At 52.9% G+C, this 17175-nt stretch carries 13 protein-coding genes; 10 read left to right on the forward strand and 3 right to left on the reverse strand.

What is annotated here, in order from left to right; genetic code table 11:
* Positions 1–31: 31 nt before the first annotated feature.
* The 7 genes from QEH52_RS13570 to QEH52_RS13600 all read left to right on the forward strand — a co-directional run bounded on the left by QEH52_RS13570 (position 32) and on the right by QEH52_RS13600 (position 7729).
* A complete protein-coding gene (locus QEH52_RS13570) occupies positions 32–1264 on the forward strand; it encodes an ABC transporter ATP-binding protein (protein ID WP_308951168.1) in 1233 nt (410 codons plus the stop codon).
* The gene (locus QEH52_RS13575) at positions 1261–2124 is read left to right on the forward strand and encodes a hypothetical protein (RefSeq protein WP_308951169.1); all 864 of its coding nucleotides are present in this window, start codon (positions 1261–1263) and stop codon (positions 2122–2124) included. The genes QEH52_RS13570 and QEH52_RS13575 overlap by 4 nt, the downstream gene beginning before the upstream one ends.
* A complete protein-coding gene (locus tag QEH52_RS13580; protein WP_308951170.1) occupies positions 2117–2884 on the forward strand; it encodes a glycosyltransferase domain-containing protein in 768 nt (255 codons plus the stop codon). The genes QEH52_RS13575 and QEH52_RS13580 overlap by 8 nt, the downstream gene beginning before the upstream one ends.
* 91 nt (positions 2885–2975) lie before the next feature.
* Positions 2976–4724, forward strand: a complete 1749-nt coding sequence (locus tag QEH52_RS13585) for a sulfotransferase (protein WP_308951171.1) — start codon at positions 2976–2978, stop codon at positions 4722–4724.
* Positions 4725–4753: 29 nt separating this feature from the next.
* A complete protein-coding gene (locus QEH52_RS13590) occupies positions 4754–5677 on the forward strand; it encodes a glycosyltransferase family 2 protein (protein WP_308951172.1) in 924 nt (307 codons plus the stop codon).
* Between the two features lie 16 nt (positions 5678–5693).
* Positions 5694–6926, forward strand: coding sequence for a glycosyltransferase (locus QEH52_RS13595; RefSeq protein ID WP_308951173.1), 1233 nt, complete (start codon positions 5694–5696; stop codon positions 6924–6926).
* Positions 6927–6961: 35 nt separating this feature from the next.
* Positions 6962–7729, forward strand: a complete 768-nt coding sequence (locus QEH52_RS13600; RefSeq protein ID WP_308951174.1) for a sulfotransferase domain-containing protein — start codon at positions 6962–6964, stop codon at positions 7727–7729.
* Between the two features lie 93 nt (positions 7730–7822).
* Here the strand turns inward: QEH52_RS13600 and QEH52_RS13605 are convergent, their stop codons facing one another.
* Both QEH52_RS13605 and uvrA read right to left on the reverse strand, forming a co-directional pair.
* Positions 7823–8464 (reverse strand): sulfotransferase family 2 domain-containing protein, encoded by a 642-nt coding sequence (locus QEH52_RS13605; protein WP_308951175.1) that lies wholly within the window; start codon positions 8462–8464, stop codon positions 7823–7825.
* A 142-nt stretch (positions 8465–8606) separates the two neighbouring features.
* A complete protein-coding gene (uvrA, locus tag QEH52_RS13610; protein ID WP_308951176.1) occupies positions 8607–11474 on the reverse strand; it encodes an excinuclease ABC subunit UvrA in 2868 nt (955 codons plus the stop codon).
* Positions 11475–11603: 129 nt separating this feature from the next.
* Here uvrA and QEH52_RS13615 point away from each other — a divergent pair, with 129 nt between their 5' ends.
* Positions 11604–11891, forward strand: coding sequence for a glutaredoxin family protein (locus QEH52_RS13615; RefSeq protein ID WP_308951177.1), 288 nt, complete (start codon positions 11604–11606; stop codon positions 11889–11891).
* A 19-nt stretch (positions 11892–11910) separates the two neighbouring features.
* On the opposite strand, the gene QEH52_RS13620 is transcribed toward QEH52_RS13615, so the two are convergent.
* A complete protein-coding gene (locus QEH52_RS13620; RefSeq protein ID WP_308951178.1) occupies positions 11911–12336 on the reverse strand; it encodes a phosphoribosyl-AMP cyclohydrolase in 426 nt (141 codons plus the stop codon).
* Positions 12337–12507: 171 nt separating this feature from the next.
* Here QEH52_RS13620 and tkt point away from each other — a divergent pair, with 171 nt between their 5' ends.
* The gene (tkt, locus tag QEH52_RS13625; protein ID WP_308951181.1) at positions 12508–14481 is read left to right on the forward strand and encodes a transketolase; all 1974 of its coding nucleotides are present in this window, start codon (positions 12508–12510) and stop codon (positions 14479–14481) included.
* A gap of 206 nt (positions 14482–14687) precedes the next feature.
* Complete coding sequence (locus QEH52_RS13630) at positions 14688–16808, forward strand: multiheme c-type cytochrome (RefSeq protein WP_308951182.1); 2121 nt, start codon at positions 14688–14690, stop codon at positions 16806–16808.
* The last annotated feature ends 367 nt before the right edge of the window (positions 16809–17175 follow it).

The raw sequence follows: 17175 nt of genomic DNA on the forward strand, positions 1-17175 counted from the left end.
ACTATCGCCAACGCAAACGATTCTCTAAGACATGCCTTCCATTGCTATCAAAGCCGAAAATCTATCCAAGTGTTACCAACTGGGGCAATTTGGCGCATCCTCACTACGCGAAGAAGCGAGTCATTTAATCCGCAGGCTAAGAACTCGCGGGCAGAGCGCAGAAGGCGCTAAAAATGACTTTTGGGCACTGAAAAACCTAAATTTTGAAATCGAGCAAGGAGATGTAGTTGGCATCATCGGCAGAAATGGAGCGGGCAAGTCCACTTTATTAAAACTGATCAGCCGAATCACAACGCCTAGCCAAGGAGAAATACGACTCCGCGGCAAAGTCGCAGCGCTCTTAGAAGTGGGCACTGGCTTTCACCAGGAATTAACAGGCCGCGAAAACATATACCTGAACGGCACGATTCTGGGCATGAAAAAACGCGAGATCGACCGAAAGCTCGATGAGATCATCGCCTTTTCTGGCATCGAAAAACACATCGACACGCCAGTAAAACGCTACTCCTCTGGTATGAATGTAAGGCTGGGCTTTGCAGTGGCGGCTCACTTGGAGCCAGATATCTTAATCGTGGACGAAGTCCTAGCAGTAGGAGATCTCGAATTTCAAAAGAAATGTTTAAGTAAGATGCAAGACATCTCAGGGCATGGCCGTACAGTGTTATTCGTCAGCCACAACATGTCGAGTATCCGAACGGTATGCAGAAATGCACTATTACTCTCAGCAGGGCAAATCGAGAAGCAAGGCAGCGTCGATGAAGTCATCGACGCTTATATGCAAGGGGCAAATAACACTCAACGGCTAGCAAACGAATTCAAACCTGTGAGTGTCCATGAAAGTGGAGGGCTACGTCTACTGACTGCAGCCATCGAGTCAGAAACAGCCACCCATCTTCCGCTAGAAATGACATTAAGGTTAGAAAATCAATCCAGAGAGGATTATGAGATCGGCGCCTCCTTCGCGTTTCGCAATAATAACAACACCCCGATACTCCAGGTGTTTTCAGTCCATCAGAACACACGCTTCAAAATAGCGGCTCAATCCCGAGCTGAAATTCGCTGTAGAGTCCCCAGTCTAGATTTAGTCCCGGGGGAATATTACATCAATCTACTCTTCGATCATAAAGCTGGCGAATTGTGCACATACAAAAGCGCGTTCCTTATCAATGTGGAGGACAGTTCATTTCAAAAATATGGCCACATGATGCATGCGACTGGGTTCCCTGTCCTCCCACAAGCTCAATGGTCCTCATTACCACTATGAAACGGATAGTAAAAAACTGCATCTTGCTCATCATCTTTGCGATGGTACGGCCCCGCCCGGTAGCAAGATTCCTGATCAAGCTAGGACTGATCGCAGCGCCCACTCACGACCTGCTCAGGCCGCGCACTCAAAGTTCCCCTCAAGCAGCCACGATCCAAACTGACGCACAACAGAATCAAGAAGCCATCGTAGAAGCGGGCCCGTGCAAAGGCATGCGCTACCCATTTCGCGGCTCCTACGGGAGTATATTTGAAGGCAAATTATACGGAACCTATGAATCAGAACTCAGTCCCGTATTTGAAAGATTATTCGAACAAAAGAAATATACACAGTTAATTGATATCGGCGCAGCTGAAGGCTACTATGCAATCGGCCTCGCCCAGCGCCACCCTAGCTTAGATGTAGTTACGTTCGACATTTCGCCAAAAGCTCGCGAAATGCAAAAACAGATTGCAGCCCACAACGCAGTCAGCGACCGCATTACAATCGGTCAATATTGCGCACCTAAAACGCTTACGGTCCTCCCGTTACATCAACCAACTCTTTTAATTTGCGATTGCGAAGGCTACGAAGGTATATTATTCGCAGATCGGTCCACCGCAGAACAATTAAAAGAGTCGGACCTCATTGTAGAACTGCATACAAGCCCTGGGATAAACATTCGCCAGCAGATTGAGCAGGTTTTTGCTGCAACTCATTCGATTAGCTTCGTATCCGCACAAACTCCGATAGAAAAGTATCTGTCCTGCAAAGAGCAACTCCCCCAAGACCTGTCTCACGAAAATGTTTACAAAATTCTCAATGAAAAACGAAAGCGCAGCTTTGGCTGGCTAGTAATGGAGGCAAATCAAAATGCTTAAAATAGCGATCTACACTGCAATCGTGGATGCCTACGACGCCGCGTGCCATCTAGGTGAAGACGGTCCCATCGATGGCATCGATTTTTTCTGCTTCAGCGATCGCTCAATCCAACTACCTACGGCTGTCAGCTTCAAACCGTTAACCCGCACCCACAAAGACCCCACTCGCGATGCCCGCAATATTAAGATCAATGGGTATCGACAATTCAACGACTACGATTGGGTCATCTGGGTGGATGCAAACTGTAAAATCAACGCAAAGGCAATACGAGCGCACCTGCTAGCATGCACAACTGCCAGTGCTCCCATACATGTATTCTCGCACGACGTGCGCGACTGCCTATTTGACGAGGCACAATGGGCTTTCAGCCAGGCAGTCGACTCGCCAGCGATCGTATCCGCTCAAGTCAATCGTTACTTTAAAGAAGGTATGCCTAAAAAATTTGGACTCGCGAATACCAACCTGCTCGCTCGGCAGCCCAGACAGGCCAGTGTGCACGCATTCTCAGATACCTGGTGGCATGAACTCAGCCGAGGTAGCCGACGCGATCAACTCTCATTCGATTACGTTCGCTGGAAACAATCCACCCGGGTCGATTACTTTCCAGGCCTTTGGTTTAATAGCAAGTTCTGTGTACGCGTTGGTGAACATGCCAGACCCACCAAAGCTGCCAGTTTTAATATGATAATGTTGACCGAATGGTGCCGTCGAGTCGTAAAAGCGAACAACCTATTTCGCGAAGTGCTCTACCAAGACTAAACCCAATTAATCCCTAGTGACTGACAGCTACCTCGCACCATTGAGCGCCACCTAACAGCCTCGAGGCAAAAACAAATACAGCAATCCACGCATGCAATCGATCCGACTCGCAGAGAAGCCAATCATCCAGGCCCGTAAAGATACACTCGCTGGCGATAATGTGAACGGACCGTCATTAATTCGGGTTCCAGACTGGGTCAAAGGGAAGCTCGGAAAGTACTATCTCTACTTTGCACACCACGAGGGCAATTCCATCCGACTCGCGTACGCAGATACGTTAACCGGGCCCTGGCACATTTGCACAAGCCCGCCATTGCATCTAGATGAAACAACGTTCTGCGATCATATCGCCTCCCCCGATGTGCATATCGACGAAGCGGAGCAGCGCATCCTAATGTACTTTCATGGTAGGCAAAGTCACAACAACACACGTCAGAGCACGGCCCTAGCCACCTCCGAAGACGGGCTCCTATTTAAGCAAATCACGACTCCACCACTCGGCGGCCCCTACTGGCGCGCCTTTCGTTTCGATAATCATATATACATTTTAGAAAAGCCAGGACGCCTCTTACGTTCAAAGCAGTGGGAAGGCCCTTTCGAAGTCGGGCCTAGCTTATTAGCAAAGTCTGCACGGCACAGTGCACTCCACCTAGACGCACACACACTTTACATTTTCTACTCAATAATCGGCGACCGACCAGAGCACATCGTGTGGTCCAGCGTGTCGCTCGGATCAGACTGGACACAGTGGCGCGCGTCGGCACCACTTTCGCTGCTCAAGCCAGAAAGAACATTTGAAGGTAGCCAGCGACCACTCCAGCACTCGAAATCCGGCCTCGCTGAACAAGCCGTCCGCGAACTTCGAGACCCATGCATTTTCACCGAAAATAAAGAAAACTACCTGCTTTACTCTGTCGCTGGTGAACAAGGCATTGCCATCGCAAAACTAAACTGCACCGAAACCAGTTGGGAAAAGACTATGCAAAAGATCAAGCGCACCGAGCAAGGGTTCTCCGAACGCATCCATCGTTTCAATACGCCCATCTTCAATAAATCGAAGCAAATCTGGCGAGCACGCCAATACCTTTACAATAAGCACGCACGACGCATTCGAATCACCGCAGCTCCCACATTTATCGTCGGTTGTGGCCACAGTGGCACATCGCTACTACTGGCTGCGATGAGCGCTCATTCGCAATTCACAGCAATCCCACGCGAATCCGGTATCGCTCGCAACCCAGACCCTGACAAATTTAAGAAAACGATAGATGACTTCAACCGACTCACGATTTCAGAAGGTAAGCACCGTTGGGTGGAAAAGACACCCAATCATATCCTCCACCTCGACACAATTCTAAGCAACTCGCCAGACGCTAAAATCATCATCATACTACGCAATGGTCTAGACGTCGCTGCATCGATTAAAGCACGCACGGGTTCGGCAATCGAAGGTGCACAACGATGGCTCTCAGAAAATTTGGAAGGTCAACGCTTTTGGGAGCATCCAAATGTAATCCGTATCAAGTATGAAGACTTGATCACTGACTTTGATACGACCATGACGCGAGTCTTCCATTTTCTAGGCGAAACGTTTGAGCCACAGGTGCGCGACTATCATAGCACCGAGCGCAAGTGGTATTCCGATCGCATTAGCAAGCCACGCGACCAAGGAAAGTCGCGTCATAATCAACACAGAAACTGGCAAATCAATCAGCCACTATTTGACGGCCGCAACAAATGGAAGACATTGAGCGAAAGCGAGCTGTCTGAAGTGGAAAAAATCACCGCACCGCTACTCCAAGAACTCGGCTACGCACGCTCAGACCAATCGGAAGCGTAGCCACAACACCACCCACATCACATAATAAAGTGACAAAGACAACGCCACGCATCTCCATAGTCACACCCTCCTTCAACCAGGCGGAGTTCTTAGAGTCGACCATGCGCTCGGTGCTCGAGCAAGACTATCCAAACTTGGAATACGTGGTCGTCGATGGGGGCAGCTCTGATCATTCGCCTAAAATCATCGAACGCTATGCCGACCGTCTAAAATACTGGACGAGTGAGAAAGACAACGGGCATGCGCATGCGCTCAATAAGGGCTTTAAACAAACCACTGGCGAAATCATGGGCTGGCTGAATAGCGACGACATGCACCTGCCCTGGACACTTCGAGTTGTCGCTGAAATTTTCGAACAATTTCCTCAAGTAGATTGGATCACTGGTCTGAATGGCACCTGGAGCCAGCACGGTGTGATTACAGAAACCATCAAAGTGCGTAAAAATGAATACGACTTCTACTTAGGAGATTACGCCTGGATTCAACAAGAATCAGTCTTCTGGCGGCGTTCCCTCTGGGACAAGTCAGGCGGGTATATCGATGAAAAAATTAAATACATGGTCGATGGCGAACTATGGACTCGCTTCTTCCCGCACGCTCAACTGCACGCAGTCGATTGCCTTCTGGCTGGCTACCGCAAGCACTTTACTAACCGCGCCATTATACACGAGGACGCCTGCCACCAAGAAATGCAGCAAATCATCCGCAATGCTTACAAGGCGCGACCCGAGCAAACTCGAAAGGATTATTCACGACTGCGACAGGTCAAAGGTCTTTTAAATTCCAACATTCCCGGACGTTGGCGTTTTCTGTACCCCGCCGCACGCAAATTATACGCGCCCTCATTTCAAGCCGCCAGCTACACCGACATCACCTACCAAAACCAACAGTGGGAACTCCGCAAGGCCCCCTTCGAACTTAGTCAAGGCCCCCTGCTTCAACTAAATAGCTAGCCACTCGTATCAACGAATGAAAGTAACTCATATATGCTCGACGCAACATAGCGGTGCAGGAATCGCAGCACTGCGCCTTTTCGAGGCGCTACGTCGACAACACGACGAAGTTTATTTTGCAAGCAAAGATGCCGCCGCAGAGAAGCATCACATTCAGATTCAGTACTACCCGACTCACTGGACCGAAAAGAACCGCCTGCTACGACAACTAACACAGAAATATTCGCAACTCAAACGGAGCCGCATTCAGGACATTAGTTCTATTCAGAGCTTTTACAGTAGCTGCCAAACGGGCTATCGTCCCGCACACTTTCAAGAGTTTGCAGACTCCGATATTTTACACTTCCACTGGATGGCACAGTTACTCGACTGGCAACACTGCCTCCCATGGATGGCCGCGCGCGCCAAGCTGGTATGGACGCTACACGATTTAAATCCGCTGCAAGGCATTTGGCATTATGAACCGGAAAAAGAAATCAGCAACCCACAGATATTAAAGTGGGACGCCCGCACACGCAGCATCAAGGCGGCGGTATTCAATCAAATCCCGGCAAACCGACTCAGTTTCGTCGCACCTTCCAAGTGGATGGCAGCGAAGATACAATCGACCCCTGTCACTCAAAAGTTCGCAGTACACACGATTGCCAATACTATCGACACGCAAGACTTTCACCCGATCGATAAGAAACTTGCTCGCAAGGCACTCAGCATCCCGACGACAGCCAAAGTTATCGGCTTCATTTGCGACGACATGACAGATCCCCGCAAAGGAATGCGCTACCTTTTGTCGGCCTTAAAATCAACTGCCAGCGAGGGCTACACTTTATTGACGGCTGGCAAACAGCCGAGTCACGAGCATTTGCCGCCTCCCATCGACTGGCGACATTTAGGTGCCCTGCAATCAGATGCTTTACTGCGTTTGTTCTACTCAGCAATGGATCTATTTGTGATCCCATCGACCCAAGACAATCTCCCCAATACTATATTAGAAGCCATGGCCTGTGGCACTCCATGTGTGGGTTTCAACGTGGGCGGCATCCCAGATATGATCCACGAGAATAAGACTGGACATCTAGTCGCGCCCAAGGATGCCGAGGCCCTAGCTCTAACACTGAAAAATGCGCTCGACCAGCCGCAGCATTTACAAGCAATGAGCCAGCAAGCGCGTGCCTACGCAGAATCCGAATACAATACTACCAGCCAAGCGAATAAACACATGGCACTCTATCGCAAATTGCTCTCCCAATAAGCACTTTCAGCAAAAGTCATCGCACCCGACACACTATGGATCAACAAGCACACATTTCTCACCGCATTTGTGAAAAGGTGAACCCCTATCTCACACGATACTTCGGCAAACCGCTCAAACAAATTCAAGTGGTGGAATATCCGAAATGCGGCGGCACATGGCTAGCTCGCATGCTGCGAAGCTATTTGGGCGTCGAGCGCAAGCATGGCACCACTCACCTGCCCAAGCACTACTCAGTTTATCAAACACACCTACTGCATAATACACAGTACTACCGTAACATTGCCCTATTACGCGACCCTCGCGACGTATGGGTCTCGTTCTACTTCCACGAACGATATCTAAGCAAAGAATCGATATTCGGCTTCAAGGACACGGCCTCTCACCCCGAAAACATGCTCGCCTACATGAAGCACAAGTTGGCGCGAGCAGACGAAACCACACCTGGATTCACATACACGGCCTTCGTCAACTCATGGCAGAATAAAGCCGAAACCTGCTGGGTTCGCTACGAGGAGATGCACCAGAACCCAGTCGCGGCACTATCGAAAGCCCTTCAATCACTCGGCCTCGAACCTGATCAACCTCGGGTCGAGGCCGCCGTCAAGGAACACGAATTCAAAAATATCACGGGCCGAAAAATCGGCGAAGAAGATGTCAGCAGCCACAAACGTAAAGGCATCGTCGGAGACTGGAAGAATTATTTCAATCAAGAGATGGCTCAGCTGGTACACCACGAACAACCATTGCTTTACCAACTCGGCTACGAAAAAGATAGCACATGGCTAGATCACCTGGGCTGAATCCGCCAGCGATCTAATGACATGAAAATCGAGCCTAGCTACCAAGTGATCCGTCGCGACTGAGCATACAAATCTACCTAAATGCAGAGTGCTCTAGAATTCGTAGCCGAAACGATCGATTTCCTCGCCGAACTTTTCTGCGACAAACTGCCGAGATTTATCATCATAATAGGATCGATATTTGCGACGATCCTCAGAAGCATTCAATCGAGGCACCTCTTGCTCTTGAGTCGGAATGCCTCTTTGAGTTAAATAATCGGAGAGCTCCGTGCTCAAATTCTCAAATTTCAAAAGATCATCAATCAAGACCTCGCCGTCTGGTGCGCAGGCAAAAAACTTAAAGGTGCATGGTAGGTGGCTATTGGTATTAATCGCATAGAGATAATCCTCAAACGTCGGAACCGAACCGAAACGAGCCATCAAGCGCCCTTTCAAGCTCTGCTTTCTTTGATTGGCCAAGATGTTCAATGACAAATGGTATAAAGAAACCAAACGATCGTAAGGATTACGAACGACACAGAATTTGCGATAGTCGTCCCACTGCCAGCCCTTCGCTTCAAATGCCGCCTTTAGTTCCGACGCAGTCATATGGTGAAAGAAAGGGAAGTCAGCATCGACCTTCGAAACATGCACACTCTTTACATCCGAATATTGGTCCAGAGTATTGCGAACAGTCGTACTGCCCGCGCGCGGCATCGATAAAAAGACTAATTTCTGACTATGCAAAATCCTCATAAAAAGAGGATCTATAAGGACGAGATCGTGTATGACGAACAAATTCCACCCCACGATGCTCGATACTCGCCCGAGTCAAGAGACCCAATATTGACCGGATCTCGCGTGGCGGCAATGCTTGCGTGGCGACAATACCAGCAACTTAAGAAATCATATCCTTGAGCATCTGCTGCGTAGGGCTGGCACTCCCCTCGTAGAACACAGACGGCTCCCCCTGAAAGACAATTTCGCCGCCGGCCGCTCCGCCCTCGGGACCGAGCTCGATGATCCAATCGGCCATGCGAATCACATCCAGGTCGTGCTCGATAATCAGGATGGTGTTACCCGCATCACGTAGCTTGACGACCAGATCCATCAATCGCTGCACGTCCAGCCAATGCAGCCCGGTGGTCGGCTCATCGAGGATGTAGAGCGTCTGCCCCTGCTGGCGCTTGCTCAATTCTAAGGACAGTTTAATCCGCTGCGCTTCACCGCCGGAAAGCGTAGTGGCGGGCTGCCCCAGCTTGATGTAACCGAGCCCCACATCGGCCAAAGTGTGCAATTTCTCGGCAATGCGTGGCTGCTTCGCAAAGACTTGCAAGGCTTCGTCCACACTCATCTCCAAAACATCGGCGATATTATAGCCTTTGAAGCGCACATCCAGCGTTTCCCGATTATAGCGACGCCCCTTGCAACTGGGGCACTCACTATACACGTCGGCCATAAACTGCATATCGAGCTTAATCACGCCGTCGCCTTTGCAACGTTCACAACGCCCACCACTCACATTGAAGGAAAAACGGTTGCGCTTATATCCGCGTATCTTAGCGATCGAGCATTTAACAAAAAGGTCCCGCAACTGATCGAAGAGCTTGGTAAAAGTCGCCGGGTTGGAGCGCGGGCTGCGACCGATCGGCGATTGATCGACTTGAATGACAGAGAGGAAATGATCCAGCCCTGTGATCTTCTTATGTTTGCCGGGAATCGTTTTGGCGCGGTTCAACTTAAAGGCCGCAGCTTTGGCCAGAATGTCGTTGACCAAGGTGCTCTTTCCGGAGCCGGACATCCCACAAACCACGCTCAGCAGACCAACTGGAAACTTCGCATCGACCTGCTTGAGGTTGTTTTCATAGGCCCCCTCGACGCTCAACCAGTCGGACTTAGGACGCAGCGTGCGCGCATTCTTTTCAACACGCGCCTCCCCGCTGAGGAACATGCCAGAGCGACTGTATGTATCATGAAACGCATCTGTGGGGCTGCCCTGATAAATCAACTCGCCCCCCTCAACGCCCGCGCCGGGACCGAGCTCGATCAGATGATCGGCCGCCAACATGGTTTCACCATCGTGTTCCACTACGACGACGGAGTTGCCGCGCTCACGTAAACCGATGAGCGTTTGAATCAATCGACGATTGTCCAATGGATGCAGTCCAATGCTCGGTTCATCTAAGAGATAGACCACGCCGACCAGCGACATGCCCAGCTGAGTCGCCAGGCGCACGCGCTGCGCTTCGCCCCCACTTAAGCTGGTGTATGTGCGATTGAGTGTGAGGTAACTGAGCCCGACTTCATTCAAAAAGGAGAGTCGCGAACCGAGACCGCGCACGGCGTCGCCCACAGTCGCATAGGCGGGATTGCTTTGCAGCGCATCCACGAAGCCTTGCGCTTCTTGCAGCGACATGGCCAGCAAATCGGTAATGGAGCGCCCCTCGATCAAGACACTCAAGCTCGACGGACGCAGCCGGCGCCCGGAGCAAGCCTCGCAGCGACTGCTGGTTTGATAGGCCATCAGGCGGGCGCGCAGGCCGTCGCTAGTGGTATTGCGGCGAATATTTTCAAGATCGGCGAGGACGCCCTCAAATGGCATCAACTCAGGCTTGGTATTGCCGCCCTTGAGCTTAAAACTGAACAGTCGCTCGCCCGCGCCATGTAGGATTTGCGCGCGCACATCGGCATCGAGTTCATCCCAGGCCAAGTTGGGATCAAATGGCAATTGCTCGGCCAGTTGCTTGAGAATCGCGTTGTGCCGAATGATCATCTGCTTGGACCCGAGCCGCCATGGCTTAATCGCCCCCTTTTTCACAGAAATACTCGGATCTGGCACAATCAGCTCGGGCTGAAATTGCAAGGTCTCCCCCAGTCCGCCGCACTCAGAACAGGCGCCCTCGGCATGATTCCAGGAAAAGTGACGCGGCGAGACAGGCTCATACACATCGCCGCAATTCACGCAAGCCAGACGGTTACTCAAGGGGAGTTCACGCCATTGCTGTCCGTCCTCAATTAAAATCAAAGCACGGTCCTCCCCCTCACTGAAGGCCAAATCCAAGGAGTCCGCCAGCCGACTGCGTTGGTCGGCCTTGAGTACAATGCGATCGACCACGATCTCGACAGAAATCGACGCAGCCTTGGAATCGATCAGATCATGCTCATCCAGACGGCGGATCTCGCCGTTAAGGCGCACACGTTGGAAGCCACGCTGCTGCAAGCGCGGCAATTCCTCGCGTAGAATGGCGGGTTTGGCCGTCATCCATGGAGCGAGAATCATCAAGCGACTCCCCTCCGGCTCCGCATAAATGCGCGTCAGGCAATCGTCCATCGAGCGCCGCTCAATAATGCCGCCATCCTTCGGGCAATAAGGTGTGCCGCAGACCGCCCACAGCACACGGGCAAAATCGGCGATTTCGGTAACCGTTGCCACCGTGCTGCGCGGATTGCCCCCGCCCCCGGTGCGCTGCTCCAGCGCGATGACGGGCGAGAGACCTTGAATGTAGTCCACATCCGGACGCGGAATTTGCTCCAAGACCATCCGCGCCTTGGTCGAGAGGCTATCGATGTATTTACGATAGCCCTCCGCATAGATGGTATCGAAGGCCAGTGAGGATTTACCCGAACCACTGACGCCCGTGATGACCACCAACTGATTGCGCGGAATGTCCACGCTCACATTTTTCAGGTTATGCTCGCGCGCGCCTTTAACAGAAATCGAATCGGCCACTTGCGTAGGCATTACAGATGCTTCGTGAGAACTCATGGATCAATGGGACGGAAGGCCGCTTATATCGCAGTTTCCGCCAAGGCGCAAGTCCGCGCCATATAAACTTATTAATCGACGTATTTGCGTTGTAATCAGTGCTCCATTAGATAGGTTTTTAATTACATTATGAGCAAAAACAAACTACCGATTCTCTACATCAAATCCGGTTGCCCTTGGTGCCGTGAAGCCCTTTCTTTTTTCAATTCGCAAGGTGTCGATCTGGACGTGCGTGATGTCAATGTAAACGCCAAGGACATGGACGCCATGGTGGCCCTCAGCGGGCAAACCAAGACGCCCACCTTCGAATATGAAGACTTCATGGTGGCCGACTTCGACGTCGACGAATTCCTTGCCGAGCTCAACGAATTCCCCGAGATCCGCCAAAAGCTAGGCATCTCGGACGACGAGAATTAGAGGGCCTCGTCAGCGCGCTCTAAACTTGCGCCTCGTCCACGAATTCCAGACTGCCGTCCTCTTTGAGGCGACGGTAGTAGCACCCTGAGCGAGCAATGCCCGCTTGGTTTTTGGTGTGGCAGGCGCCCTTGCCTGCCGGCGTCACCTTGTAGAGAATCGAATTTTGCTCACAATTGACGCGGATCTCTTCGATTTTCAAATAATCGCCACTGGTCTTGCCCTTGATCCAGAGCTCGTTGCGACTGGTGCTCCAAAAGGTCGCCATGCCGCATTCGAGAGCGGTTTCCAGCGCCAGTTCATTGGCGTAGCCGACAATCAGCACCTCACCGGTTTGCGCATCTTGAGCGATCGCAGGCAGCACGTCGGACTCGCAATTGGCCACCTTGCGCAGCTTTGCGAAATCGAGATTGAGCACCTTGCCTTCTTCTAATTCTTCATGAGTCATGCCTTCGAGCTAGAGCCCTGACAGCTCCGAGTCGAGTTCTGAATGACTGTAATGAAGCAAATTCATGTAGAATCCCTCATTTTTCCTTTTCATTAGATGGTATCCGTTCATCTTCGGCGCTTTCAGATTATCAAAATCCCGCCCGCTCAGGGCCCATAACCTAGAAACATTATGCAAACAGAGATTCTCTCCCAAGCAGCAACTCAAGCACGCGGCCTCGCAATCGACGCAATTCACGCCTGCAGCTCTGGCCACCTAGGCCTCCCTCTCGGCTGTGCCGAAATCGGCGCCGTGCTCTATGGCGCAGGCGGCCTCCGCTACAATCCAGCAGAGCCCAAATGGCTGAATCGTGACCGTTTCGTGCTCTCCGGCGGTCACGGCTCAATGTTCCTTTACTCATGGCTACACCTTGCGGGCTACGAGCTCTCCCTGGAAGAGGTGAAAAACTTCCGCCAACTGGGCTCCGAAACTCCAGGCCACCCTGAGTTTGGTGATACTGTCGGCGTCGAAGCCACCACAGGCCCACTCGGTCAAGGCATCGGTAACGCAGTCGGTTACGCACTCTCCGGTAAACGTGCCGCAGCAAAGTTCAACACCGCAGAGCACACCATTTTCGATCAACACGTGTTCGCCCTCCATGGGGACGGCTGCTTGCAAGAAGGTGTGGCCAAGGAAGCAATCGCATTTGCCGGTCATAACAAATTGGACAATTTGATCCTGATCTACGATTCCAACGACGTCACCCTCGACGCCATGGCCGATCAGACCCAGAGCGAAGATGCCTCTGCGTACTTCATCTCCCAAGGCTGGGACACCGTGACCATCGATGGCCACGACCTAGCCGCAGTTGAAGCCGCCATTTCCGAAGCCAAAGCCAACGACAACGGCAAGCCTAAGGTCATCATCGCCAAGACGACTATCGGCAAGGGCATCCCAGAAGTTGAAGGCACCTCTGCCGGCCACGGTGAAGGCGGCGCCAAGTTTGCAGCCGCCGCCCGCATAGGACTCGGCCTGCCAGAAGAAAGCTTCTACGTATCCGACGAAGTGCGTGCCCACTTTGCTGAAGTCGCCCAAGCAGGCGCCGCCGCCTACAAGGAGTGGGAAGGCGTCTTCGACGCATGGAGCGCCGCCAACCCTACACTCGCTGCAGAGCTCAAGGGCGAAGTGCCGGCCGACCTACTCAGCCAGATTCCAGAATTCGACGCAGGCACCAAAGCCGCGACCCGCGCCTCCGGAGGCACCATCATTCAAGCGGTCGCCAAAGCAGTGCCTAGCCTCATCAGCGGCTCGGCCGACCTCTACGGATCAACTAAGAACTACATCAAAGACGGCGGCGACTTCGGTCCCACCAACTTCAATGGACGCAACATCTGGTTCGGCATTCGTGAACACGGCATGGGCGCCATCTGCAATGGCATCGCATATGACGGCATCTTTAAGGCCAGTGGCGCGACCTTCTTGGTATTCGCCGACTACATGCGTGGCTCCATCCGCCTCGCATCGCTGGCGAAACTCCCTGTCACCTACATCTTCACCCACGACTCTGTCGGTGTCGGTGAAGACGGCCCCACTCACCAACCGGTAGAAACCGTGAGTGGCCTGCGCGTCATTCCAAATCTCGACGTGATTCGCCCTGGTGATGCGGAAGAGACCGCTGCAGCCTTTGCCGCAGCTGTTCAACGCGAAGACGGCCCCACAGCGCTGATTCTTACACGTCAAAACATCCCAGCCCAAGACAGCATCAGCGTGAGCGATCGCCGCGAAGGTGTGCTCAAGGGTGGCTACATCGCCAAGAAAGAAAGCGGCGACTTGAAACTAATCCTAATGGCAACGGGCTCTGAGCTACAACACGCCATGGGCGCGGCCGAGCAACTCGGCGACGGCGTGCGCGTGGTATCTCTTCCTTGCTTCGAACGCTTCGAACGCCAAAGCGCGGACTACATCGAAAGCGTGCTGCCCACTAGCTGCACCGCACGTGTCGCCGTGGAAGCAGGCGTCTCCAGCACCTGGGGTAAATACGTCGGCTTCGCCGGTAAAACTGTCTGCATCGACCGCTTCGGTATGTCCGCTCCGGGCGATACTGTAATGGCCGAACTTGGCATGACTGCCGACAACGTCGCAGCGGTTGCTAAAGAATTACTCTAATACGCAGACTTAGCGCTGCTACAAAACGCCGCCCACGCAAGGGGCGGCGTTTTTTTATGGCTGCCCTCTTTTTTCAGAAATGCTAAAGATCATTCAGACTTCGCAAGTGTAATCACGAGCACTCAAGCCTCCCATAAGTGCCAACACTCAATACAATTACAAATTACATTGCACCCCATCCTACAACCGAATGTTTTAGACAACGCATGCTACAGTTCAACCGACAGCCCCTCACTTCCTTACTGATTACCTCACTCGCGTTAATACTAACTTCATGTGGTGACAGCGCAGATCAAGGCGACACTGCGAAGTCGTCCTCCCCCGCTCAAAAGCAGCCGGGCCAGGTTTTTCCTTACTCTCACAATCCGCAACGCTTAGCAAAGTTCGGTCCCGACACCTGCGTAAAATGCCACGAAAAAGAAGTCACTGAGTGGAAGAGCAGTCACCACGCCAAGGCCAACCGTCCCGTATCTGTAAAAAAAGACGCCGCAGCCTTCACTCCGACCCGCCGTATTCAAGAATCCGGCGTGACCTACGAAATGGTGCAAGTGGACGAGGCCTTTAAACTGCGCGTGCTCTCGGACGATGCCCCCACCCTTGAATACGATCTGGTCGGCGTGATCGGCGAAACCCCGCTACGTCAATACCTCGCTCTGCTACCGGGCAATCGCTTCCAAACCATCAGCGCCACTTACGATGTGATCAACGATCGCTGGGTCGATGTATTTGCCGGAGAAGACCGCCTACCGGGTGAATGGGGGCACTGGGCCGGCCAAGGCATGAACTGGAATGCCAACTGCGCCTACTGCCACACCACGGAATATGACAAAGCTTTCGACTTTGAGGGCAACCTTTACCAATCGACTTGGATTCAGCAAGGCATCGCCTGCGCCGAATGTCATATCGGCCTCGAAGAGCACCTGATCGCCTCCCAAGCAGGCGACTATACCAGTGGCCTCAGTCGTCTTGATCCGCTACAAACCAAAGAAAATTGCCTAACCTGCCACTCGCGCCGCGATCAACTCACCGCCGACGAGTTTGCGCTGGGCGACCGCTTTGACGACCACTTTTCCGTCTCTCTACCCGACCAACCCGGGCTCTACTACGCCGACGGCCAAATCCTGGACGAAGATTATGTCCATGCCTCCTTTGAAATGAGCCGCATGGCCCACGCTGGCGTCACCTGCATGGATTGCCACAACCCACACACTCTGGAACACATCCTACCGGCCGAAAACAATATGCTCTGTATGCGCTGTCACGAAACGGGCATGCTGGAAGCGCCCATTATCGAACCCGTCAAGCACAGTTTCCACGCCGAAGGCAGCACCGGCAACCAATGCATCGAATGCCACATGTCAGAGACGGTTTATATGCAAGTCGACTGGCGCGCCGACCATGGCTTCCACTCCCCGGACCCATTAATGACCAAAGAACTGGGCATCCCCAATGCCTGCAGTAAGTGCCACACGGACGAAACAGTCGACTGGGCGGTGGAACACGCCGAAGCTTGGTATGGCGAAAAATTGGAATCGAGCCGTCAACGTCAACGCGCCCGCGCGATCAGCAAGGCCTATAATTACGATCCCGCCGCCCTGCCCGCGCTCCTGGAACTGGCCAAGGACGAAGACATCGCCGCATGGCAAGCCACCTACACCGGCCTAATTGCCAACTATTTGCCTCATCCCGACGCCGAAGCGCACCTTCGCAGTGAGCTCGACAACGAGAGCCCTCTCGTGCGCGTGCGTGCCACCAGCGGCCTCGCCATGATCGAATCCGGCAGCGAGGCGCTCATTGATCAGCTAAAGGACAAAAGCCGCTCCGTCCGCATCGCTGCCAGCCGTGGCCTAGCCACCCGTAACGAAGAAATCACTGATCCCGTCGCCGCGAAAGAATGGGCGGAATACTTAGAGTTCAATTCGGATCGACCACAAAGTTTATTGATCAAGGCCAACACCGCCGCGCGCGAGTCACGCCCGGAAGATACCTTAAACTACGTGCAACGCGCCACCGAGCTCGATGCGCTCAACCCCGAAATGTATCACCAAGGCGCCATCCTGCTCAGCAGTGCAGGTCTCAATAAGGAAGCACGCAAACAACTCTTCAAGGGCTGGGAATATGCCCCGCATGATCCACGCTTCCCCTATTCGCTTGGACTACTAGCCGCCGAATCCAACGATCTAGAATCCGCAATCGGCTACTTGGAAGAGACCGTTGCCATGCAGCCCGACTTCTACCGTGCTTGGTATAACCTCTCGCTCGCCTACACTCGACTCAACCGCCCGGAGGACGCCGCCCGCGCCATGCAACAAGCACGCGGCGAATAGCCGCCGGATGCAACAAACCAACGGAACCGAGCCTAAAGGACTCGGCTACAGTTTACAAAATGCCGCCAGCGCTTGCGAATCACTCACTTCCCGGCGCCACAGCTGAATCCGCAGAGACATACACATCCGAAACCCCATGCGCCCCAGAGCAGCTGGGTGCTTCAGCCCCAGTTTCCACACGGTCGGCACAAGCGAGCAACGGAACCGAGCCTAAAGGACTCGGCTACAGTTTACAAATATGCCACCAGCGCCGGTGAATCACTCACTTCCCGGCGCCGCAACTGAATCCGCAGAGACATACACATCCGAAACCCCATGCGCCCCAGAGTAGCTGGGTGCTTCAGCCCCAGTTTCCAGACGGCCGGCA

It is taken from the genome of Thalassobacterium maritimum (assembly GCF_031127805.1).
GTDB classification, from domain to species: domain Bacteria; phylum Verrucomicrobiota; class Verrucomicrobiia; order Opitutales; family Coraliomargaritaceae; genus Thalassobacterium; species Thalassobacterium maritimum.

Coding starts and splice junctions, on each gene's coding strand:
- QEH52_RS13570 (WP_308951168.1), top strand. CDS start 32: ATGCCTTCCATTGCTATCAAAGCCGAAAATCTATCCAAGTGTTACCAA.
- QEH52_RS13575 (WP_308951169.1), top strand. CDS start 1,261: ATGAAACGGATAGTAAAAAACTGCATCTTGCTCATCATCTTTGCGATG.
- QEH52_RS13580 (WP_308951170.1), top strand. CDS start 2,117: ATGCTTAAAATAGCGATCTACACTGCAATCGTGGATGCCTACGACGCC.
- QEH52_RS13585 (WP_308951171.1), top strand. CDS start 2,976: ATGCAATCGATCCGACTCGCAGAGAAGCCAATCATCCAGGCCCGTAAA.
- QEH52_RS13595 (WP_308951173.1), top strand. CDS start 5,694: ATGAAAGTAACTCATATATGCTCGACGCAACATAGCGGTGCAGGAATC.
- QEH52_RS13600 (WP_308951174.1), top strand. CDS start 6,962: ATGGATCAACAAGCACACATTTCTCACCGCATTTGTGAAAAGGTGAAC.
- QEH52_RS13605 (WP_308951175.1), bottom strand. CDS start 8,464: ATGAGGATTTTGCATAGTCAGAAATTAGTCTTTTTATCGATGCCGCGC.
- uvrA (WP_308951176.1), bottom strand. CDS start 11,474: ATGAGTTCTCACGAAGCATCTGTAATGCCTACGCAAGTGGCCGATTCG.
- QEH52_RS13615 (WP_308951177.1), top strand. CDS start 11,604: ATGAGCAAAAACAAACTACCGATTCTCTACATCAAATCCGGTTGCCCT.
- QEH52_RS13620 (WP_308951178.1), bottom strand. CDS start 12,336: ATGACTCATGAAGAATTAGAAGAAGGCAAGGTGCTCAATCTCGATTTC.
- tkt (WP_308951181.1), top strand. CDS start 12,508: ATGCAAACAGAGATTCTCTCCCAAGCAGCAACTCAAGCACGCGGCCTC.
- QEH52_RS13630 (WP_308951182.1), top strand. CDS start 14,688: ATGCTACAGTTCAACCGACAGCCCCTCACTTCCTTACTGATTACCTCA.